The organism is Hyunsoonleella aestuarii, assembly GCF_006148925.1.
Lineage (GTDB): Bacteria > Bacteroidota > Bacteroidia > Flavobacteriales > Flavobacteriaceae > Algibacter_D > Algibacter_D aestuarii.
In genome coordinates this window covers 808,292-831,663 of record NZ_VAWB01000001.1, presented here as the reverse complement: position 1 = coordinate 831,663, position 23,372 = coordinate 808,292, and the positions used below count along the sequence as shown (strand labels likewise).

Annotated in this window: 14 protein-coding genes; 6 read left to right on the top strand and 8 right to left on the bottom strand. The window is 34.5% G+C overall.

Annotated features, from left to right (window positions below):
• Nucleotides 1–28 precede the first annotated feature (28 nt).
• Nucleotides 29–2,842, bottom strand: coding sequence for a TonB-dependent receptor (locus FEF17_RS03860; RefSeq protein ID WP_139001043.1), 2,814 nt, complete (start codon nucleotides 2,840–2,842; stop codon nucleotides 29–31).
• 224 nt (nucleotides 2,843–3,066) lie between these two features.
• Complete coding sequence (locus tag FEF17_RS03855) at nucleotides 3,067–3,450, bottom strand: carboxypeptidase-like regulatory domain-containing protein (protein ID WP_139001042.1); 384 nt, start codon at nucleotides 3,448–3,450, stop codon at nucleotides 3,067–3,069.
• 199 nt (nucleotides 3,451–3,649) lie between these two features.
• Between FEF17_RS03855 and FEF17_RS03850 the strand changes: the two genes are divergently transcribed.
• Together FEF17_RS03850 and FEF17_RS14465 are read left to right on the top strand one after the other, a co-directional pair.
• Nucleotides 3,650–4,990, top strand: a complete 1,341-nt coding sequence (locus tag FEF17_RS03850; protein WP_139001041.1) for a deoxyguanosinetriphosphate triphosphohydrolase — start codon at nucleotides 3,650–3,652, stop codon at nucleotides 4,988–4,990.
• A 152-nt stretch (nucleotides 4,991–5,142) separates the two neighbouring features.
• Entirely contained in the window at nucleotides 5,143–5,271 is a 129-nt protein-coding gene (locus FEF17_RS14465; protein ID WP_262709974.1) for a hypothetical protein, read from the top strand.
• Here FEF17_RS14465 and dxs read toward each other — a convergent pair.
• The gene (gene dxs / locus FEF17_RS03845) at nucleotides 5,261–7,030 is read right to left on the bottom strand and encodes a 1-deoxy-D-xylulose-5-phosphate synthase (protein ID WP_139001040.1); all 1,770 of its coding nucleotides are present in this window, start codon (nucleotides 7,028–7,030) and stop codon (nucleotides 5,261–5,263) included. The genes FEF17_RS14465 and dxs overlap by 11 nt on opposite strands.
• A 39-nt stretch (nucleotides 7,031–7,069) precedes the next feature.
• Here dxs and FEF17_RS03840 point away from each other — a divergent pair, with 39 nt between their 5' ends.
• A complete protein-coding gene (locus FEF17_RS03840; protein WP_139001039.1) occupies nucleotides 7,070–7,519 on the top strand; it encodes a nucleoside deaminase in 450 nt (149 codons plus the stop codon).
• Here FEF17_RS03840 and FEF17_RS03835 read toward each other — a convergent pair.
• Genes FEF17_RS03835 through aspS form a run of 4 tightly spaced genes read right to left on the bottom strand, consistent with a single transcriptional unit; the run spans nucleotide 7,516 to nucleotide 12,053 of the window.
• A complete protein-coding gene (locus FEF17_RS03835) occupies nucleotides 7,516–7,752 on the bottom strand; it encodes a hypothetical protein (protein ID WP_139001038.1) in 237 nt (78 codons plus the stop codon). The two genes, FEF17_RS03840 and FEF17_RS03835, sit on opposite strands and share 4 nt — an antisense overlap.
• Nucleotide 7,753: 1 nt before the next feature.
• Complete coding sequence (locus FEF17_RS03830) at nucleotides 7,754–9,535, bottom strand: chloride channel protein (protein ID WP_139001037.1); 1,782 nt, start codon at nucleotides 9,533–9,535, stop codon at nucleotides 7,754–7,756.
• A gap of 4 nt (nucleotides 9,536–9,539) precedes the next feature.
• On the bottom strand, nucleotides 9,540–10,250 hold the full coding sequence (locus FEF17_RS03825; RefSeq protein WP_139001036.1) for a DUF6503 family protein: 711 nt from the start codon (nucleotides 10,248–10,250) through the stop codon (nucleotides 9,540–9,542).
• A 48-nt stretch (nucleotides 10,251–10,298) separates the two neighbouring features.
• Nucleotides 10,299–12,053 carry an aspartate--tRNA ligase gene (gene aspS / locus FEF17_RS03820; RefSeq protein ID WP_139001035.1) on the bottom strand — a complete coding sequence of 585 codons (1,755 nt, stop codon included), beginning with the start codon at nucleotides 12,051–12,053 and terminating at the stop codon, nucleotides 10,299–10,301.
• A 282-nt stretch (nucleotides 12,054–12,335) separates the two neighbouring features.
• Here aspS and FEF17_RS03815 point away from each other — a divergent pair, with 282 nt between their 5' ends.
• The 3 genes from FEF17_RS03815 (at nucleotide 12,336) to FEF17_RS03805 (ending at nucleotide 19,702) form a co-directional block, all read left to right on the top strand.
• Nucleotides 12,336–15,197: a TonB-dependent receptor gene (locus tag FEF17_RS03815; RefSeq protein ID WP_139001034.1), complete on the top strand. Its 2,862-nt coding sequence runs from the start codon at nucleotides 12,336–12,338 to the stop codon at nucleotides 15,195–15,197.
• A 215-nt stretch (nucleotides 15,198–15,412) separates the two neighbouring features.
• Nucleotides 15,413–18,373 carry a SusC/RagA family TonB-linked outer membrane protein gene (locus tag FEF17_RS03810; RefSeq protein ID WP_139001033.1) on the top strand — a complete coding sequence of 987 codons (2,961 nt, stop codon included), beginning with the start codon at nucleotides 15,413–15,415 and terminating at the stop codon, nucleotides 18,371–18,373.
• Between the two features lie 9 nt (nucleotides 18,374–18,382).
• Nucleotides 18,383–19,702, top strand: a complete 1,320-nt coding sequence (locus FEF17_RS03805; RefSeq protein WP_139001032.1) for a RagB/SusD family nutrient uptake outer membrane protein — start codon at nucleotides 18,383–18,385, stop codon at nucleotides 19,700–19,702.
• A 134-nt stretch (nucleotides 19,703–19,836) separates the two neighbouring features.
• Here FEF17_RS03805 and FEF17_RS03800 read toward each other — a convergent pair whose 3' ends face one another.
• On the bottom strand, nucleotides 19,837–23,361 hold the full coding sequence (locus FEF17_RS03800) for an efflux RND transporter permease subunit (RefSeq protein WP_139001031.1): 3,525 nt from the start codon (nucleotides 23,359–23,361) through the stop codon (nucleotides 19,837–19,839).
• Nucleotides 23,362–23,372: the final 11 nt, after the last annotated feature.

Here is a 23,372-nt window from a genome sequence, read left to right as displayed (position 1 = left end):
AATTAAATGTTCGTTTTTTTGATTGTATTTAAAATTTATACTTGATTTGAATACTCGCGTTTATTCCTCTTTTGTAACTTGATAGAGCAAACTCAGAAAGGTCTGGATTTAAACCTAAGTCATTTGCCAACGTTGGGTCGAAAAATACATTTTCTCGAACACGTTCGATTCTGGGATTTAATATGTTTTTTACACTTGTATTAATCTCAAAGTTTTCGCCAATTGTATTTTTCCATACAAAATCTAAAGTAGGCACACCTTTTTCGATGATGTTTCCTAACTGCCCAGATCCTAAAGCATCTATACGATCTGAGAAATAAGAAAAGACAAGGTTAGCTATAGGCTTATAATCTCCAAAAGTTGGACTATAACTTATATCGGCATTAATAAGTAACGGTGATGCCCCTTGTAATTCATCTGAATCTCTATTAAAGTTTGTGTTAAATGTTCCAGAAACGGTCTTTAAGTCTTGCTTTGTTGAGGTATAGGTAATATTCATTCCCGCAGATAAAACATTCTCTTCGTCTTCATTTTCAATTAGTCCTTTTCTTGCTTCCAACTCAATTCCGAAAACATCTGCACGATCTCCAGTTCTAAAGAAACGTTGAGTTCCTGTTGCATCATTCGCAGAAACAAGGTTTACAGGATCGTTAATGGATTTGTTAAAAACACCTATAGATAATATTTCCCCGTTACTTATAAACCATTCGTACTTTAAGTCTAAGTTTATAATAGTAGAAAATGCAGGGTCATTTAAAAGATCTGGGTTACCTCCAATACGGTCTGTAACATTCTCATATACAAACGGTGCAACTTCTTTAAACTCTGGGTTTGAAACTGTTCTACTTGCAGAAAAACGTAGGTTTTGGTCTTCGTTTAAAGCATATTTTATGTTTAAACTAGGTAAGAAAAATGTTTCGCTTGCTTGGTTACCACCAGGATTATTAAATGAAAGGTTGATTACATCGTAACTAATTTCTTGGTTAAAATGTTCAACACGTAAGCCAGGAACCAGTGTCCATTTTCCTCCTATTTTGTAAACGGCATCGGCATATAATGCATGTACATCTAGATTACCGGAATATGTGTTTTCTAAATCACCTGGTAAGTTTTCTTTTCCTAAACCAGGTAATGAACGGAATACACTTGTGTTATATAATGTACCTTGATTTTCGGTTGAAAAGAAGGCGTCAAAATTATTAACATCTGCAATCTCTGTTAATGGATTAATTATTTCATAACCATAACGTTGGTTGTCAAATGTACGTTCTTTAATACGCCCGTTGTATCCAAAATTGAACCTTAAAGTTTCAGACTGCTCATAGCTTAAATTAACACGTGCGTTAAATTCACTATCTTCAATGTTCTGAAAATAACGTTGGTTGTCAAAATCTACATTTCTAAAGAAAATAGCATTTGTAGTTAGGTCATTGTCCAGCGTGTTTTCAAAACGCTCAAGAGCAATTCGTTTACGGTCTGGTTGGCGAGCTAATACGTTGTTGTATCCAACACCATAATCTATTTTAAACTTTTCGTTTAATGTACTAGTTCCTAAGATTTGATTTACAAAAATCATATCCTGTTCAAATTGTACGTTTTGTGTAAAGAACCCAAAATCATCATTATCTGCAATTGTGTTACGGTTATAACCGCGACCATCAATTCCAAAACGCCCAACCTCATCAGTTGCATCGTTAATAAATAAGGAGTTGAATTTTATTTTATGATCGCTATTAATACGATAAACAATATTTGCCATTGCTGTTGTATTACGCGAAAACTCATATTCTTCTGAATCCTGAAAAATTTGGTTTGCTGCTGCAGTAACGTTGGCAAATTGCCCTCTTCTATATTCAAATTTGCTACCAAAGGAAGCTGTGGCAAAAACACTTAATCTAGATTCCTCTCCAATTTCCCATGAATTTCCTCCCGAAATACTACCTTCAATACCGATTGGACTGTCAATCCCGTGGGGGTCTACACCATGAGATAAAATAACAGCGTATGGGTTATTCCTGTATCTGTTATAAAAACCAAAATATCCGGTACCTTCACTTTTTATAAAGTTTTCCCCTATGGCGTTTGAGTTAAAATTTGAACCTAAGCTTGCATCGATGAAAAATTTTCCTGTATGCTCTTTTGCAACAATATCTACATTTCCAGCAGCAAAATCACCATAAAAATTAGCAGCATAGGTTTTACTTACTCCTACATTTTGGATAACATCTGAAGAAAATAGGTTAAGATCCATATTCTTCTTTTCTATATCATTAGCGGGAAGGGTAAGGCCATTATATGTTGTATTTAAATAGCGATCCCCAAGACCACGAACATAAACATTGCCGCCACCTTCTTGTTTTGAGATCCCCGATATTTTAGTTACCGCACCAGCAGCATCACTAACTCCCTTGCGCGAAAGCTCTTGTGCACCAATACTCTGTTTCATTACAACCGCTCTCTTTTGTTCCAATAATAAAGCAGTTTCAGTTTCTCGCTTAGTTGTCGTCGTAATTACAACTTCATCTAAGGATGCAGCACTTGCGCCCATGGTTACATTTAATTCGGTTGCTTTTCCAGCAACAATTACTACTTCAATTTCTTGGGTTTCATATCCAACAAAACTGAACATTAGCGTATAATTTCCAACTTCTAAATCGGTTAATTCATATAATCCATCAAAATCAGAAGTTGTACCTTTTGTAGTGCCTTTTATTAAAACGTTCGCAAACGCCAAAGGTTCATTATTATATTCTTTATCTATTAATTTTCCTTTAACAGAACCAGTTTGTGCGTTAAATGCAACCGAGGTAAGGAGTAGTATTAATACAATAAAATGTCTCATTATTTTGTTTTAATTTCTTGCCGCAAAGAAACCAACATAGTGTGAATAAAGTGTTACCTGTAGATTAAAGAACAGTAATAAAAGTGTTATACAATTGTTATGAAATGCAACCTACTATTTAGCATTGGTTACATTTAGTTAACATAGAAAATAGAATATGCAGAAAACAAAAAAGCAGTTTACACTAATAAAGTATAAACTGCTTTAATAAAATTTATATTATTCTAATTATTGGCAGTAAATGGGGTTGCTTCACTTTCATTACTTGCTAAAGTGAGCATGAGTTCTTCAAGAGAAATTGTATTAGCTTTCAAACCAGTTTTAATTGATGTAGTTTCTCTTGAGGTTACATTTAATTCAACTTCTTTTGTTGAATATCCAACAAAAGTATAAACTAAAGTATATGTGCCTTCTGGAAGGCTTTCGAATTGAAATTTGCCATACTCGTCTGTCATAGTTTCAGCGCCAGTTTCCTTTATAGAGACTTTGGCAAACATTAATGGTTCGTTGTTTGATTCTAAATCAGACACGTTTCCCTTTATAATACCGTTTTGAGCAAAAGTAGCTACGGTAATAAAAAATGTCACTATTAATAAGAAGTATTTCATAAATACAAGTAAAACTATTTTACAGTGCAAAGAAAGTTTATGGTTGTAATTATAGTGTTATGTAATTATTAAACAACAGTCAATAAAATGTTACCTCAATGTTAAGAGATTTTATATCATTATTACTGTTTAATATAGAAAGATATTTTGACATCTTAAAGTGAATTTAATTATCTTGCTCAAGCTTTAAAAAGAGACTATGAACTGGGAACAATTACTATCTTTAAAACGCTTTGGCGACACCAATAAACGATTGCGACAAGAGCAAGATGAAACCCGTTTGGGTTTTGAAGTAGATTATGATCGCGTTATATTTTCTTCGGAGTTTAGAAGCTTGCAAGATAAAACACAAGTGATTCCATTATCTAAAACAGATTTTGTACATACACGTTTAACACATAGTTTAGAAGTTAGTGTTGTTGGGCGTTCTTTAGGTCGTAGGGTTGGACAAAAGTTGTTAGAAAAGCATCCACACTTACAAAATGTTCATGGATATCAATCTAATGATTTTGGTGCTATTGTGGCAGCAGCTGCATTAGCACACGATATTGGAAATCCACCTTTTGGTCATTCCGGGGAAAAAGCGATTGGAGAATATTTTAAAAATGGCAATGGCGCTCAATTTAGAAGCCAATTGACCGATAAAGAGTATCAAGATTTATGCGATTTTGAAGGGAATGCTAATGGTTTTAAAATACTTACTGAGAGTAGAGATGGCAGAGAGGGCGGACTTAGACTTAGTTATGCAACCTTAGGCGCATTTATGAAATACCCTAAAGAATCTCTGCCAAAAAAACCAACAAATCATATAGCAGATAAGAAATATGGTTTTTTCCAAAATGATAAACAAGCGTTTGCAGAGGTAGCTGAGGAGTTAGGATTACTAAGCCGAAGCGACCAAGATTTAAGCTTCTCTAGACATCCTTTGGCTTTTTTGGTTGAAGCAGCAGATGATATTTGTTATACTATTATCGACTTTGAAGATGGAATTAATCTAGGGTTAATTCAAGAAGAGTTTGCTTTAGAATACCTCATAAATTTGGTTCGTGATTCGATAAATACTAGCAAATATCACGAATTAAAGAATACTAAGGATCGAGTTAGTTATTTAAGAGCTTTGGCGATTAACACCCTTATAAATGAAGTAGTGGAGATTTTTATTAAAAATGAAGAGCTTATTTTAAAAGGAGAATTTAATACCGCGTTATTAGATAAAAGTAAGTATGAGGCTCAAATAAATGATATTATAAAAATAAGTATAGAAAAGGTTTATCAAAGTAAAGAAGTTATAGAAAAGGAAATAGCTGGGTATCGTGTATTATCGGATTTGTTGGAGGTATTTATTTCAGCCATAAATAACGCCTACCAAAATGAGGCGTCTAATTATGATAAAATGGTTTTGCATTTATTACCAAATAATATTGAAACATATGACGAAACACTATACACAAGAATATTTACGGCCTGTAGTTTTGTGTCTGGGATGTCTGATGGTTATGCCATTATGTTGTTTAACAAAATTAAAGGAATTGATATTTAAGGAAGAGGGGTTAAACTAAGTAATAAATCTAATTCTCCTACGAAAATTGTTCATAAGTCATTTAATAAAATTATGCAGTTCATCGAAAAATAGTTGTTTTTTGTCGATAATGATGTTATATTTAACCCCAAATTAATAGCAACCTACTAACAATGAAAAAGAATTTACTTGGAGCACTCGTTGTTTTTTTTGTAACCTGTGCTTGCCTATTAGCAATTAATGAGGTTTCAAGTTCATCACCAGATGATGAATTACAACAGTACTATTCTGCTAAGAAGTAATTTGATCCAGTATTTTTCTGAAATACCTATTTAGTCTTTCTGAGTCTAGATTAATGGATTCTTGCAATTCACTAACACTAGCGTGTTCTATAAAACTATCTGGGATTCCTAATAGTTTAATTTTATTTTGGTAGTTGTTACGTGCAGCAAATTCTAATATAGCACTGCCAAATCCACCATTAATAGAATTATCTTCCACGGTAATAATATTTTGATATTTTTTGAAAATACTATGTAATAATTCTTCATCTAAAGGTTTTACAAAACGCATGTCGTAATGTCCAACACCCAATGAATCGATAGCTTCAGAAACATTTTTTGCTATGCTTCCTATAGTTAGAACAGCTAAGTGATTTCCATCTTTTAGTTGTACCCCTTTTCCTAGTTCAATTTTTGAAAAAGGTTTTTCCCAGTCTATTATGACACCGCTTCCACGAGGATAGCGAATAGCAATTGGTAAATCTAAACCCAATTGGGCGGTGTACATGATATTACGTAATTCTATTTCATTTCTCGGAGCAAAAATGATAATGTTAGGAATGCATCTTAAATAACTTAAATCAAACACGCCATGATGTGTCGCACCATCTTCACCAACCAATCCTGAACGGTCTAAACAAAAAATAACAGGTAATTTTTGAAGTGCAACATCATGAATAATTTGGTCGTATGAGCGTTGTAAAAACGTAGAGTAAATATTGCAAAACGGAACTAATCCTTGAGCAGCCATTCCTGCGGACAAGGTAACCGCATGCTGTTCGGCAATGCCCACATCAAACGCCCTATCTGGAATAGCCTCCATCATATATTTTAATGAACTTCCAGTTGGCATAGCAGGAGTGATGCCTACTATATTTTTATTTTGTTTAGCTAATTCGACAATGGTATGTCCAAATACATCTTGATATTTCGGAGCTTGAGTTTTTTCAGATTTAGGAATTAAATTTCCTGTAGAAGCATCAAATTTACCTGGAGCGTGATATTTTACTTGATCTAATTCCGCTTGTTTTAAACCTTTTCCTTTAGTAGTAATAACATGCAAGAATTTAGGACCTTTTATAGTTTTAAGTCGATTTAATTCCGAAATAATTGTATTTATGTCATGGCCATCTATGGGCCCAGAATAATCAAAGTTTAGAGCTTCAAATATGTTATCCTGCTTTTGAGTCCCTTTCTTTACATTCGTTAAGTATTGTTTTAGTGCTCCAACACTAGGGTCAATTCCAATAGCATTATCATTTAGAATAACTAATAGGTTAGCATCAGTAACACCAGCATGATTTAAACCTTCAAAAGCCATTCCACTAGCAATACTAGCATCCCCAATTACGGCAATATGGTGCTTATTTTCGCCTTTTAATTGCGAAGCAATAGCCATACCAAGCGCTGCAGAAATTGATGTAGAGGCATGCCCTACACCAAATGCGTCATAAACACTTTCATCTTGTTTAGGAAAGCCGCTTAAGCCACCTAATTGTCTATTGGTATGGAAAATGTCTTTCCTTCCAGTTAAGATTTTATGTCCATAGGCTTGGTGCCCAACATCCCATACAAGTAGATCTTCAGGGGTGTTAAAAACATAATGAAGGGCAATTGTTAATTCAACAACACCTAAACTTGCCCCTAAATGGCCTTCTTTAGTTGCAACAATATTAATGATGAATTCACGTAATTCTTTTGCAAGACGAGGTAACTGTTCGAGTGCTAGATGTCGCAGTTCCTTTGGGGTGTTAATTCTATTTAATAAGCTTTTATGCACGGAACAAAAGTACAAGAATGAATTTGTATTTTTGCTATTATGATAGAACCATTTGACGACATCTATTTTATGAAACGGGCACTTCAAGAGGCAGAGGCTGCTTTTGAAAAAGGTGAAGTTCCAGTTGGAGCGGTGGTTGTAATTGATAATAAAATAATAGCAAGAGGTCATAATCTTACCGAAACTTTAAATGATGTTACAGCACATGCCGAAATGCAGGCTATTACCGCCGCAGCTAATTATTTAGGAGGAAAGTATTTAATGAATTGTGCCCTTTATGTTACTTTAGAGCCGTGCCAAATGTGTGCAGGGGCTTTAAATTGGAGTCAGATTTCTAAAATTGTTTTTGGAGCTAGAGATGAACAACGTGGTTGTATTAATTTGAAAACCAAGTTGCATCCTAAAACCATTATTTCAGGTGGAGTATTACAAGAAGAAGCTTCTAGACTTTTAAAGCGATTCTTTGTTGAAAGACGAAATTTGAACTAATATTTTTTTTTACGCTGATTTTCTCTCATTTTGTCCAAATTCTCTTTGGTAAGCATGTAGTCTTTAACATTTTTATCTTTCCAATGGTGATAAGAAAACAAAGGAAATACAACAAGAAATAGTCCAGCAACGCCATAACCAATGAGTTTTTGAGAGTAGCTTACATCCATTGTAAATCCTAAAATAATACTAGTAACTGTAGCAAGAGCTAAAATTATAATAAGATACTTCATGTTATTTTGTGAACTCAATTAATTGCCTTCTGTAAGCGGTTAGTAATTTAGATTTTGAAATGTAACCATAATACTTGCCACTTTTAATAACTGGCAGATTCCAAGCGCCACTTGTTTTAAATTTTTCCATAATATCATTCATCGAATCGTAATCATAATCAATAATACCAGCATCGGCATGCATAAGACTAGAGGCTTCTACTTTGTCATAGAGCGTATTGTCAAACATAATATGTCTAATATCATCTAAGCGAATAACACCGAGGAATTCATGATTGTCGTTAACAACTGGGAAATGATTTCTAGAAGATTTTGCTACGGCACTTTTAAGAATATCACCTAGTTTCATATTGGGTTTTAAAATGATAAAATTAGTTTCAATAACTTTATCTATGTCTAATACCATTAAAACATTTTGATCTTTATCATGAGTCATCAACTCACCTCTTTCAGCAAGTTTAAGAGTATATATGGAATGTGATATATAATATTTGGTAATTGCGAATGAGATTGCCGAAACTATCATAAGGGGGACAAATAATTCATAACCACCAGTAATTTCAGCAATCAAGAAAATAGCCGTTAAGGGCGCATGTAGGACTCCTGCCATGAGACCTGTCATACCAATTAAAGTAAAATTAGATTCAGAAACTTGAAAGTCTAATCCAATATTATTAATAACTTTAGCAAAGGCATTACCTAATACACTACCCATAACCAATGTAGGAATGAATACTCCACCAACACCGCCTGCTCCAAAAGTAGTGGTCATGGCAATAGCCTTAAAAACTCCAATTCCTAATAATAAACCAATAACAATCCAAATGTTAGTTAAATCTAGATTAAAAGGGGTCGTTCCAATTGCAGAAAGGTGGTCCCCTTTTAGTAAATTATTCATAATACCATAGCCCTCACCATAAAGAGGTGGAATAAAATATAGCATAGTACCAATTGCTAAACCTCCAATTAGGAGCCGTTTTGCACGACTTTTAAATCGATTAAAAAAGTTTGTAATTCCAAAGAAAACCTTTGAAAAATATACAGATGCCAAACCAGTAACTAGTGCAAGAACAACATAGAAAGCAATATCATTGACCTCAAACTTATCTGTTAATTCAAAACGTAATAAAACATCTGTTCCTAAAAACATATAAGATGTTACCACAGCAGAAACAGAAGCTAGTAAAAGGGGCACAAGGGAAGTAAACGCAATGTCTAAACTAAAAATTTCTATAGCAAAAATAATGGCTGCAATAGGAGCTTTAAACATAGATGCCATAGCGCCAGCTGCCGCACAACCTATTAATAACATTCTCGTTTTTGTGTTCATATGAAACAAGCGAGCTGCATTTGATCCAAGAGCAGAACCAACACTTACCGCAGGACCTTGAAGCCCTACCGAACCACCGAAACCAACTGTTAGAGGAGCAGTTATTAAAGCGGCATATATATTATATCTCGGAATTATTCCATTAAGTTTTGAAATGGCGTGTAAGGTGGATGATATGCCATGACCAATATGCTTTTTTAACCAAGTTTGTTTTATAATATAAACCAACAATAAGCCTATTATTGGAAATATGAAGTAAAGAGAATATTGGTAATTTTTAAAAATATTGATTTCGAAAAGCAGCCTTATATAGTGCACTAAGTTCTTTAATGTAACCGTGCCAATACCAGCTAAAAAACCAACTAAAATACTAAGTATATATACGAATTGACGTTCCGAAATATGTTTATATTTCCAAATTAAAAATTTTCGTAATAGACTTTTAAAACTCATGGATTTATTTAGAAGGATGTAAAATGTCTGTTCCTAAGTACTTGTCGTCTTTGTTCATATACCAGGCCCTATTTTTTGGCATTTTTATACCGTTTATTATTTCTTCGCCGGAGAGCAAAATATATTCTCCATCATTTTTCGACTCCTCATGAAAAAACTGGTATACCTCCATAGCGAAGGTATTTTTATCAAAATAAAAGTACCATATGTCATCACCAACATCTTTTCTATAAGTCACTTTTAATACCCAATACGATTTTCCTTTAAATGTTTTCGACATCACTTTATCTGAAATAATGGTGCCTTCATCTTTCAATTTCATTGGTAAACCGTATAGGTAAGTATAATAATTTTTATAGAGCTTAGCTCTGTCTTTACTTAAACGGTTTTCTTTTAAAACAGACTCAGAAGGATTTTTAACAGCGTTTAGAATAATGGTAACACTATCTTTATTGACAATATACTCTGTAACGTTGTCTTCAATTGTAGCTTTTACTGAAAAGAATTGTTTTGGCAAATCGATATATATATCGCTATTCCTATTTGGTTTCTCCGGAATCTCCATAGTAATTTGAAGACTTCCATTGAAGGTTTTCCAATTACTATTAGGGTCATGATAAGTAATGGTTTTGTCCAATAGCTGAGGTCCGGTTAGTTCTTGCGAATGCAAAATCGATACAAATAGAACAAATAATAGAAGTGAAAAATGTTTCATAGGAATGATTTAAAATTAACAAAAAATCCTGCATTAGCAGGATTTAAATTATGATTTAAAATTAAGCTTTAAACTTAATTCTTCTAATTGGGTATCATCAATTGGCGCTGGAGCATCAATCATAACATCCCGTCCAGAGTTGTTTTTAGGGAACGCAATAAAATCACGAATGGTTTCTTGACCACCTAAAATAGCAACTAATCTATCAAGCCCAAATGCCAAACCACCATGAGGTGGTGCGCCATATTGAAAGGCATCCATTAAAAATCCAAACTGCGCTTTGGCTTCTTCTGGTGTAAAGCCTAAATAATCGAACATTAAAGATTGTGTTTCTTTATCATGGATTCTTATAGAACCACCACCAATTTCATTACCATTTAATACTAAGTCGTAAGCATTCGCTTTAACAGCGCCTGGGTCAGTTTTTAATAATTCAATCTGTCCAGGTTTTGGAGATGTAAACGGATGATGCATCGCATGGTAACGCTCGGTTTCTTGATCCCATTCCAATAAAGGGAAATCCATAACCCAAAGCGGAGCAAATTCATCTGGTTTTCGTAGGCCCAATCGTTCTGCTAACTCCATTCGTAAAGCACTTAATTGTGATCTAACTTTATTGGTGTTTCCAGAAAGCACACAGATTAAATCACCTGGTTTTGCGCCAGTAACTTCAGCCCATTTAGCTAAATCCTCCTGATTGTAAAACTTATCTACAGAAGACTTATATGAGTCATCATCATTACATCTACAATAAACCATTCCAAGGGCACCAATTTGCGGTCGTCTTATCCATTCAATTAATTTATCAATTTCTTTTCTAGTATAACTGTTACCCCCAGGAACTGCAATTCCAACTACTAATTCTGCTGAATTAAAAACATTAAAGTCCTTGTGTTGAGCAACATCATTAAGCTCGCCAAACTGCATTCCAAATCGAATATCAGGTTTATCATTTCCGTAGAGACGCATGGCATCATCGTATAGCATTCGCGGAAATTTATCTACTTCCACACCATTAACTTCTTTAAGTAAATGTCTTGTTAAACCTTCAAAAGCATTTAAGATATCTTCTTGTTCAATGAATGCCATTTCACAATCAATCTGGGTAAACTCTGGTTGTCTATCTGCTCTCAAATCTTCATCTCGAAAGCATTTTACAATTTGAAAGTATTTATCCATGCCGCCAACCATTAGTAGTTGCTTGAATGTTTGTGGAGACTGAGGTAAGGCATAAAACTGACCTTCATTCATACGAGAAGGCACAACAAAATCCCGAGCACCTTCTGGAGTAGATTTTATCAAATAAGGCGTTTCAACTTCAATAAATCCTTCGTTGGATAAATAATTACGGACTTCTTGTGTAACCTTATGCCTAAAGATTAAACTGTTTTTTACTGGATTACGACGAATATCTAAATAGCGATATTTCATGCGTAAATCTTCCCCGCCATCCGTTTTATCTTCAATGGTAAAAGGAGGCAGTAACGCTTCATTTAAAACTGTTAATTCAGAAACTAATATTTCGATATCACCAGTAGCAATATTTGGGTTTTTTGAAGCACGCTCTATAACTAGCCCTTTAACTTGAATCACATATTCACGGCCTAAATTCTGAGCTTTTTCAATTAAATCTCTAGAGGTACGTTCTTCATCAAACACCAATTGAGTAATACCATATCGGTCTCGCAAGTCCACCCAAACTATAAACCCTTTATCTCTAGACTTTTGAACCCAACCTGCTAAGGTGACCTCTGTATTAATATTTGCGGCTCTTAATTCCCCGCAATTATGACTTCTATACATTGTTGTAAAATTGAAGTGCAAATTTAAGCAAATACTATGGACATTAAATTTTTTGAAATGTTTTTTTAAATTGAAAATTAACTGACATACATGGTGTTTTGTGAATTATATGTATTCTATATTTCTGGATTGATTTTGAGGAGATTGATGTTATGGATTTTGTAAAATTTACCATTAAAAAATAATAATTAAGCAATTTTGTAACTTAAAAAATTAGAATTTGACAACAATTTGCTAATTTATATGTATATATTAGCATTACTAACTCAAAATAATTTCATTATGATTAAATTATTACCTATCAAATTTTTAATGTTTTTGATGTTTTTAGGAATATCAAATTTAGTCATGGGACAAGAGGTTTCTGGAACTGTTTTAGACGACTCCTCACAACCACTCCCAGGAGTTTCGGTGGTTCTTAAGGGGACCACAACAGGAACAACTACAGATTTTGATGGAAACTACACTATTTCAGCCAGCAATGGAGATGTTTTAGTGTTTTCTTACGTAGGGTACGATTCTCAAGAGGTTAACGTTAACGGCAGTACCTTAAATGTTACAATGAAGTCTGGAGTATCACTTGATGCTGTTGTTTTAGTGGGTTCAAGAAATCCAAGTAGAACAGCGATCGATACACCAGTTCCCGTTGATGTTATTGACATTTCAGAATTAACATCTGCAGGACCACAAGTAAATTTGAATCAGATTTTAAATTTCGTAGCACCCTCGTTTACATCAAACACCCAAACAATTTCAGATGGTACCGACCATATAGACCCTGCGTCGTTAAGAGGGTTAGGGCCAGATCAAGTATTGGTATTGGTAAATGGTAAAAGGCGACATAACTCTTCATTAGTCAATGTTAATGGTACTTTTGGTCGTGGTAGTGTTGGAACCGATTTAAATGCGATTCCATCAGCAGCGATTCAAAGATTAGAAGTATTACGTGATGGTGCGGCTGCTCAATATGGCTCTGATGCCATTGCTGGGGTTATTAATATTGTATTGGATAACTCTGTAAATGAGCTTAGGTTAAATGTAACTACTGGTGCTAATTTTGCCAAAAATGCTAATGGACAAACAGGTGGTGTTGATGGAGAAACTATTAATGTAAGCGCAAATTATGGTTTACCCTTAGGAGATAATGGTGGATTTATCAATTTTACTGGAGATTTCGATTTTAGAGAAGACTACAGTAGAATGAAAGAATGGGAAGGCACTTTATTTAATCGTTATAATACTGTTGAAAGATTTGCTAATGACGATGGCTATAATTTGTCCCAACTGTTAGATGATGATGTTGCAGATGTTATACAATATGGTAATGCTGCAGGATTTGGATTAAGCCCTACTGCAACCAAAGCAGACCTGCAAACATTTTTATTTGAAGACAATACAACAGCTGAATTGGCCGCTAGAGGTCAAGTCCGAAGTGATTATAATATGCGCGTGGGTCAATCTGAGGTTCGTGGTGGTCGCTTTTTTGCAAACTTATCTTTGCCTCTAGATGATGTAGGAACAGAATTATACTCTTTTGCGGGGGCAAGTTCTAGAAAAGGAAATTCGGCCGGTTTTTATAGAAGGCCTAACGAGAGTAGAACCTATACGCCAGCTTATATAAATGGGTTTTTACCTGAAATTAACTCTACCATTACCGATAAATCTCTTGCGGTTGGTATTAAAGGAGTAGTTAATGGCTGGAATGTAGATTTGAGTAACACATGGGGTAAAAATGAATTTTTGTACACCATAGGAAATACCTTTAATGCATCGTTGCAAAATGCTTCACCAACATTTTTTGATGCAGGAGGCTTTAACTTCATGCAGAATACGGTTAACTTAGACGTTAATCAGTTTTTTGAAGACAAATTAAGTGGCTTAAATGTCGCTTTTGGTGCAGAATACAGACTAGAAAATTATGAAGTCATCGCCGGTGAAGAGCCTTCTTACGGTCAGTATACACAAGAAGGGGACTTAATAACAAATCCAATTCAAAATCCTGCAGTGGACTTTTTCGGCAGATCGAGAGCTGGTGGAGCTCAGGTGTTTCCTGGATTTAGTCCAGCGAATGAATTATCGAGAGGGCGAAGCAGTATTGCAGCCTATTTTGATTTAGAAGCAGATTTCTCTGAAACATTTTTAGCTAGTTTCGCTACACGTTTCGAAAATTACTCAGACTTTGGTTCTACAATTAACTTCAAATTAGCGACACGTTTAAAGGCTAGTGAAAATGTTAATATTAGAGCAGCATTGAATACTGGTTTTAGAGCACCCTCATTACATCAGTTAAATTTTAACTCAACATCTACAATTTTTCAAGACGGTATCCCGGTTGAGGTTGGAACCTTTTCAAATGATAGTCGTGCAGCGAAATTGTTAGGTATTCCAGAACTAAAAGAAGAAACTTCAAGAAGTATTAGTTTAGGGTTTACGGCTAAAATGCCAGATGCTAATTTAACATTAACTGTAGACGGATTCTTTGTAGGAATTGATGATCGTGTGGTTTACACGGGGCAATTTAAAGGCCCAGGTACTGGGACAGAACTAGATAATTTGTTGTCTCAAGCTAATGCCTCTGCAGCAGCATTTTTTGCAAATGCGATAGATACCGAGTCAAACGGTTTAGATATCGTAATTACACACAAAGCTAATATTGGAACCAATGCCAGATTAAAATCCGATTTGGCTGGAACTTTTTCTAAAACAAAAAGAGTTGGCAATATTAAAGCCTCTCAAGTTCTTGAAGATGCTGGTTTAGTTGGAACCTATTTCCCAGAGGAAAGTAGAATTTATCTGGAAGAGGCGGTACCGAGATCTAAAGTTAACCTTACAAATAACTTAACAACAGGTAAGTTTAATGTCTTTTTGAGAAATGTTTGGTTTGGCGAAGTTTCTGAGGCAACAGCAACGGTTGCTAATCAACAGACTTACAGTTCTAAAGTAGTAACAGATTTATCATTGGGTTATCAGGCTTCAGAAAGCTTAACTTTAACCGTTGGAGCTAATAACTTATTAGATGTTTATCCAGATAGAACCATCGAGGCAAACAGAAGTGGTGGGCGTTTCGATTGGTCTAGACGTTCTCAGCAATTTGGTGTAGCAGGTCGCTTCCTTTTTGCTAGATTAAGCTTTAAATTAAAATAGCTAGAAATAAAATAATTAAAATTAATCTAATGAACTCCGTAAACTTTTGTTTACGGAGTTTTTTGTTTTACAATGGGTTCAGAAGAAACTCATTATTACAAAATTCAGAATAGAATCTAAACAAAATTGTGAATAATGAAAATTTTGATACTAAAATTCTTTAAAATGATAAATTATTTCGATATTTATCCTAACTAATTCAAAAAACAAACATTATGATTAAACTATTACATTGTAAAATGTACTTACTTATTCTGTTTCTTTTTCCAATAATCTCCTTTTCACAAGGAACCATTACAGGAAAAGTAACAGATGGTACTACTGGTTTTCCTCTAGGAGGAGCAAACGTTATTATTAAAGGAACTTCAACTGGAACGACCTCAGATTTTGATGGAAATTTCAGTTTAAATGTAGACAGTTTTCCTGTCACATTAGTATTTTCTTCTTTAGGCTTTGAAACTCTGGAGCAAGCAGTTAATGCTTCTGGTGCTGTAAATGTTACCTTGAAGGAATCTGCAACTTCTTTAGAAGAAGTTGTTATAACAGGTTTAGCTAGTTCTACTAAAAGATCTAACTTAGCAAATACAGTGGCATCTATTTCTGCGGGTGACCTTACAGGGGTTACAGTTCAATCAGAATTTGGAAGCTCACTTACAGGAAAATTTACTGGAGCAGAAATCAAGGCTAATTCTGGAGCACCAGGAGGAGGTATCTCTATGAGATTAAGAGGTGTTACCTCAATTTTCGGAAATCAACAACCTCTTTTTATTGTTGACGGTGTTTATGTTGACAATTCTTCAATTGGTTTAGGAAACAATATTGTTAGTGAAGCTTCCGGTGGAGGTAATACCTCTTCTACACAGGATGATGCTTCAAATAGAATTGCTGATATTGACCCGGAGGATATTGAAAGTGTTGAAATTCTCAAAGGGGCTTCAGCAGCTGCCATTTATGGTTCACGTGCGGCAGGTGGTGTTGTTTTGATTAAAACCAAACGAGGTAAACAAGGAAAACCAAAGGTGACATTTTCTCAAACAGTAGGCCTTAGAAGCCCAACTCAATTATTAGGATTGAGAGATTGGGATGCAAGTGAAATAACTGCACTTGGAGGTGACCCAAATGCCCAATTGCGTGATTATGAAGCTGAAATTTTTGATCATACTAGAATTTCTTCTACTACTCGATTTACAACTTCAGGAGCTAATGATAAAACCGATTATTTCTTTGGGATAACTAGTAAAAATGAGCCAGGTTTAGTAGATAATACAGGTTACAAGAAAACTTCTATGCGTTTGAATATTGGACAAAAATTTAATGAGTGGTTAGACTTATATATTACTTCTAACTATATTAATTCTGACGCCGATCGAGGGTTTTTTAATAATGGAAATGCAAACAGAACAATAGGTTATGCTTTGGCGTTTACTTATCCATGGGAAGATTTGTCTCCAGTTGACGGTATTTACCCTGCTGGTGGAGCAGGATCTAATGCATTAGAAACAATTGCATTAACGACAAATGAAGAAAAAGTAAACCGTTTTATAGGGAGTGCAACATCTAATGTTCGACTTTTTCATACAGATAGTCAAAATTTAAAATTAGTTCTTCAGGCTGGATTTGATCAGTTCACTTTGCGTACTAGAAGTATATTCCCTCAAGCTTTATCATATTTCAGGTCGCCTACATCATTAAGAGGTGTGGCTATTCAGGGAACTACAGTTAATACAAATTACCAATTATCTGCTTTTTTAGTACATGATTTAAGTTTAGATAATGGTTTAAGCTTTTCAACTCAGATAGGTAACTTTTTTCAAGATTTTGATAGAAATACAGTTGTTACAGTGGGTACTGGTTTAAATGGTTCCCAAACTAATTTAGATCAATCTACAAATGTATCAACAGATCAGAATATAATTCCTCAGCAGGATACTGGGTTTTTCGGTCAAACAGAAATAAATTTTAAAGATAGAATTATCGGAACCCTAGGTATTCGTGGAGATAAATCAACCAATAATGGAGATTCTTCTAAGTTTTATTACTATCCAAAAGCTAATTTAGCTATTAATCTGCATAATTTTGATTTTTGGAATATAGATGCTTTAAGTTCTTTTAAGCCAAGAATAGCATACGGAGAGGCAGGTAGTTTTTCTAATTTCCGAGATAGATTTACTGTATTTGATGGCCAGTTAATTGGTGGTAACTCTGGATTATCTCAAAATTTATTATTAGGAAATAGTGATGTTGGTCCAGAACGACAGAGGGAATTGGAATATGGGATTGATTTTGGATTATTTAATAGTCGAATAAATGTTGAGTTTACAGTTTATAATAAAAAAGTTGAAGATGTATTATTAGAAGTTGATTATCCAACTTCTTCAGGTTTCACAACGAAAATTCAAAATGCAGCAGAACTTGAAAACAGGGGTGTTGAATTAGGAATAAATGCTAACGTTATAAATAAAGACGACTTTACTTGGGATTCTAGTATTAAGTGGTGGAAAAATAAATCTGAGGTTACACGTTTAGATGTTCCGAGTTTTACGGAGGGAGGTTTTGCAGCATCTTTAGGAACCTTCTTAATTCAAGAAGGTAAAAGCGTAACTCAAATTGTTGGAACTTATGACGCATCGGCATATACTGCAGAAGAAATCGCCGCAAGAGACCCTGAAGGTGATGGGTTTTTCGTTTATGGAAATTCAGAACCAGATTTTCAAATGTCTTGGTCGAATCAATTAAGTTATAAAAACTTTGATCTTTCATTTTTATGGCACTGGAAAAAAGGGGGTGAGAATATAAATTTAACAACATTATTATATGATTTAGCTGGTACTACTTGGGACTACGACGATGTTGGTTTAGATCCTTCCGGAACGCTAACAAATGGTGCTTATAGGGCAAGTCAAGCATTTGCTAATCCAGATCCTGTTATTGAAGATTCTGGTTATTTAAGATTAAGAGAAATTGGTCTTTATTACACATTACCAGAAGGATTTACCAAATATGCTAGTAAAATTAGACTAGGTATATCGGGTAGAAACTTGATTAATATTTTTGATTATAATAGTTATGATCCAGAGGTTTCTAATTTTGGTAATAATGAATTAGGTAATAATGTGGAGGTTACACCTTATCCAGCGTCTAAGTTTATTAACTTTCACCTAAATGTTAACTTTTAAAAAAAAATTATGAAAAATATATTAATAAAATGCATTTTATTATGTGTCGCATTTACATTTACATGTTGCGAATTAGATGAGGTTTCAAATCCTAATGCAGCAACAGTTGATAGTGTTCAGAATGGTGCTTCGCAAGCAGATATCCAATTGCTAGCAGTAGGCTTAGAGGCTATAATGCGTAATGATTTAGAATTTCATTATGATACTGTAAGTATATTAGGAAGAGATTATTATGATTTAACCGGGGTTGACCCAAGGTTTACAGGAGAAATATTAAAGGGTCCTCTAGATAATAACGGGTTTTTAACAACTCGTGCCTATGCTGCATGGTATAAAAGTGTAAAAACGGCTAATATTTTAATTGAAGCCGTTGATAATTCTGCAGCTGGATTTACAGATGAGGTAAAGAATGGGTATTACGGATATGCCAAAACTCTAAAAGCTTATGCATTGCTTATGGTTGCGAATCGTCAATATACGAACGGGATTCGTTTAGATGTTTCTGACCCTAACAACCTTGGACCTAAAGTGTCCTATACAGATGCATTGGCAGGTATATCTAGCTTGTTAAATGAAGCATCAACAGACCTGAGTAGTGCTGGTAGTAGTTTTGATTTTTCTATTAGTTCTGGTTTTACTGGTTTTGACAATCCATCTGCTTTTAATGAGTTTAATAGAGCTTTAGTTGCAAGAGTGTCACTATATCAAGATAATAAAGCTGGTGTGTTGTCAGCATTAAGTAATTCGTTTATGGATATGAGTGGCGATTTATGGTCAGGACCTGCACACATTTTTGGATTAACAGGTAATGATATCGTAAACGCACAGTTTCATGTATTAGATCAATCCGGACAAGAATTTATGATTCACGATTCTTGGGTTGCTGATGCTGAAGCTGGAGATTCAAGGGTTACGGATAAATCATTTTTATTAACAGGTGGTACAACTACATTCGATAATCTTTCTGCTGATTACCAAGTGGCTTTGTATAAAAGCAACGTAGACCCTGTTTATCTTATTCGGAATGAAGAATTAATACTTATGTATGCTGAAGCTAATATTGGAACGGATAATGTAGAGGCTGTGGATGCAATTAATGTTATAAGAAATGCTGCTGGACTAGCAGATTATGCTGGAGCTGTTGATGATGCTTCTCTATTGGATGAAGTTGTAAATCAAAGAAGATATTCTTTATTTGCCGAAGGCCATCGCTGGGTTGATTTGCGTAGGTTAAACATGTTAAATCCAACTAATATTCCATTAGATCGTCCTGGGGATAACATTATTGATGCCTTCCCTACACCATTTACAGAGACAGGTGCCAATTAAAATATTAATTATTACAATAACTAGACAAGTCTTAAATAATAGTTTCGGGTTTAGTTTTATATAGTTTTAAATCTCCTAGAGCTACAGCTCTAGGAGATTTTTTGTTTTATAATCTTAAGGGATGGTTTATTAATCTAAATTTTGTCAGTTCTAATAGACTCTAAAATAATCGAATCTTCTCTTGGAACCGTTCTACTTTTAAAAAGCCACATTTTAAATTTAGTTACTAAAAAGAATAAAATAGGAACAACAATTAATGTTAGGAATGTCGCAATGAATAATCCATAAATAACAGTCCAAGCCAACGGTCCCCAGAAAATAACATTATCACCACCCATGTAAATATTAGGATTAAATTCACTAAATAGTGTATAGAAGTTAATGTTGAATCCAGTTGCTAATGGAATTAGTCCTAAAATGGTTGTAATTGCCGTTAACAGTACGGGGCGTAAACGTGCCTTACCTCCTTTTACAATGGCTTCTATTAAATCGTTTGTGTGTAGATAATGATCGTCGTCTAGATTTTCTTTAACTTTTTTACGATCTATTAATAATTGCGTATAGTCTAAAAGAACTACTCCATTATTAACTACAATTCCAGCTAAGGATATAATTCCCATCATGGTCATCATAATAACAAATGCGCTACCTGTTGCTACAATGCCTCCAAAAACACCAATAAGACTTAAGAAAATAGCCAGCATAATTATTGCAGGTTTAGAAACTGAGTTAAATTGGAAAATTAGAATAAAGAAAATTAAACCCAAACCAGTAAAGAATGCTCCCATTAAAAAAGCCATTTGCTTTTCCTGCTCTTCAATTTGACCGGTATAATCAACCTTTACCGTATCTGGTTTTTCAGTAAAAGCCTGCATTTCGTTTTTAATAACAGAAACGATGGCGCCCGCATCCGTATAACCTGGTGCTAGAGCAGAATATAAAGTTACTACACGTTCTACATCTTTATGTTTAATCGCACTAAAACCAGAGTTATTAGTATGATTGGCCACAGCAGAAACAGGAATTTCCTTTATTTGTCCTGAAGCCATATCTCTAAAGGTTATTTTCTGATTGAAAATAGCACTGGTATTATATCTGTTTTCTTTATTAAACCGTACATAAATATCATAGTCCTCACCATCTTCTTTATAAATACCCGCTTTGGCACCGAATATTGCATTACGTAACTGTTGTCCAACTTGACCAGAACTTACACCAAGTTCTCCAGCCTTTTTTCTATCGACCAAAACTTGCATCGATGGTTTCGATTTATTTACGTCAATCTTTAATTCATCAATCCCTTGAACATTTTTAGAGTTGATAAAATCCTTCATTTTTTCAGCTGTAGCTATCAATTCAGAATAATCTTTGCCTTCTAGTTCTATGTTAATAGGATATCCAGCTGGTGGCCCAACGGCATCTTTTTCAACGGAAATGGAAACACCTGGATAAATGCCTTTAAGTGCTTCTTGAACTTCTTTTAAAAGAATATTACTATCTGCTCCTTTCCTGAATTTATATTCTCTCATGGTGGCCGTTATTTTACCACGATGAGGCATTTCTGCAGCAGAACCACCATCGGTTTGTGGGTTACCAGCACCTTCACCAACTTGTGACACAGCACTTTCGGTTAAGAAATTATAACCATCATCAACATACTTTGAATTATTAATAATGCTATAAACGCGTTGTTCAATGTCCTGAGTAATTTGGTTTGTTTTTTTAATATCTGTACCTTCTGGATATTCTATATAAACAATTATCTGGTTTGGCGTATTATCTGGAAAAAATTCAACTTTTGTTCGTTTACTCTCCACAGAAGCACCAAAACCAATAAATGCCAGAATTAATAATAAAAGTGTGCCTACAGAAATAATTATTGGTTTTCTCCCAGATAGCGCACCTCTCAACATTTTTTCATAAAAACGTTCCCATCGAGGTAAGACTTTATTTTGGAAACCATTAGCCCATCTTCTTAAGAAAAGTCGATATATCCATAGCATAATTGCTACAACAATCATTAATGTTCCAAGACCTCGATAGCTTCCACCAAAAATGGCTATTAACAAACCAATGCCTCCAACAATAACTGTAAGTTTAATAATATTTTGGAGTGGCATATCTCTGTCTTCAGTTGTCATAAATTGAGAAACCAATACAGAGTTAAAGAATATAGCAACAAAGAGAGAAGATCCTAAAACAACCGATAAGGTAACCGGGAAATAAATCATGAATTGCCCCATAAGTCCTGGCCATAGGCCTAATGGAATAAATGCCGCCACAGTAGTTGCCGTAGAAATTATTATTGGGAAAGCAATTTCACCAATACCTTTTTTTGCAGCTTGTATTCTCGTCATGCCCTCTTCATCCATTAATCGATATACGTTTTCAACAACCACAATACCATTATCTACTAACATACCAAGCCCCATAATGAGTCCAAATAGAATCATGGTATTCATAGTATACCCAAGCGTGTTTAATATCATTAACGACATAAACATAGACATAGGAATAGCAAACCCAACAAAGAGTGCGTTTTTGAACCCTAAAAAGAACATTAAAACGGTAACAACTAATATGATACCAAAAATGATGTTATTTACTAAATCGTCTACTTGACCAATGGTTTTAGAGGATTGATCATTAGAAATAGTAACTTTTAAATTTGTTGGAAAAACGTTTGCAATAGCATCGTCAACAATCACTTTAATTTGTTCGGTGGCAGCCACCATGTTTTTTCCCGATCGTTTTTTTACATCGAGCATCACCACAGGTTCTCCAAACTCTCTGGCATAAGTGGTTTTATCTTCGTCCTTAAAGGATATCTTCGCGATGTCATTTAAATATATAGCATTACCATTTTCCGCTTTAACTACAAAAGTTTCAAGCTCTTTGGGGTCTTCTATTTCGCCGAGAATTCTTATAGTACGACGTTGACCACTCGATATTAAATTTCCAGCAGACATGGTCATGTTTTCGTTGCTAATGGTATTTATAATATCGTTGAAGCTTACTTGAGCAGCCATCATTTTATAAATATCTACAGCAACCTCTACTTCTTTGTCTTGAGCCCCTCTAATATCTACTTGTTTTATTTCTTGAAGGCTTTCTATTTCGTCTTCTAAATATTCGGCATACTCTTTAAGTTTATCTACTGGGAAATCACCAGAAATATTAATATTTAGTATTGGGATTTCTTCAGACATGCTCAAGTCGAAAATTGTAGGTTCCACTTTCGCGCCGTTAAATGTTGGCCAATCTTCTCCAGATGTTTCTGAATCGACTTCGTCTTTAACTTTTTGTTTTGCCGCATCAACCGTTATGTCCTCATCGAATTCAACAATGATTATGGAATAATCTTCTTGGGATGTTGAGGTTATTTCAACAACATTACTAACTGTTTTTAGTTTGTCCTCAATAGGGTCGGTGATTAGTTTCTCGATATCTTCAGCTGTATTTCCTGGATAAACAGAGCTTATGTAAATTTTAGTTTCTTTAATCTCAGGAAAACTTTCTCGTGCCATACTGAAATAGGCGCCTGCTCCTAAAAATAAAATGAGAGCGATTAAAACATACATGGTTGTTTTATTGTTAATAGCCCATGATGATAAACCAAACTCTTTATCTATTTTTTTTTGTTTTTCTTTCTTTGTCATTACTTTAAAGC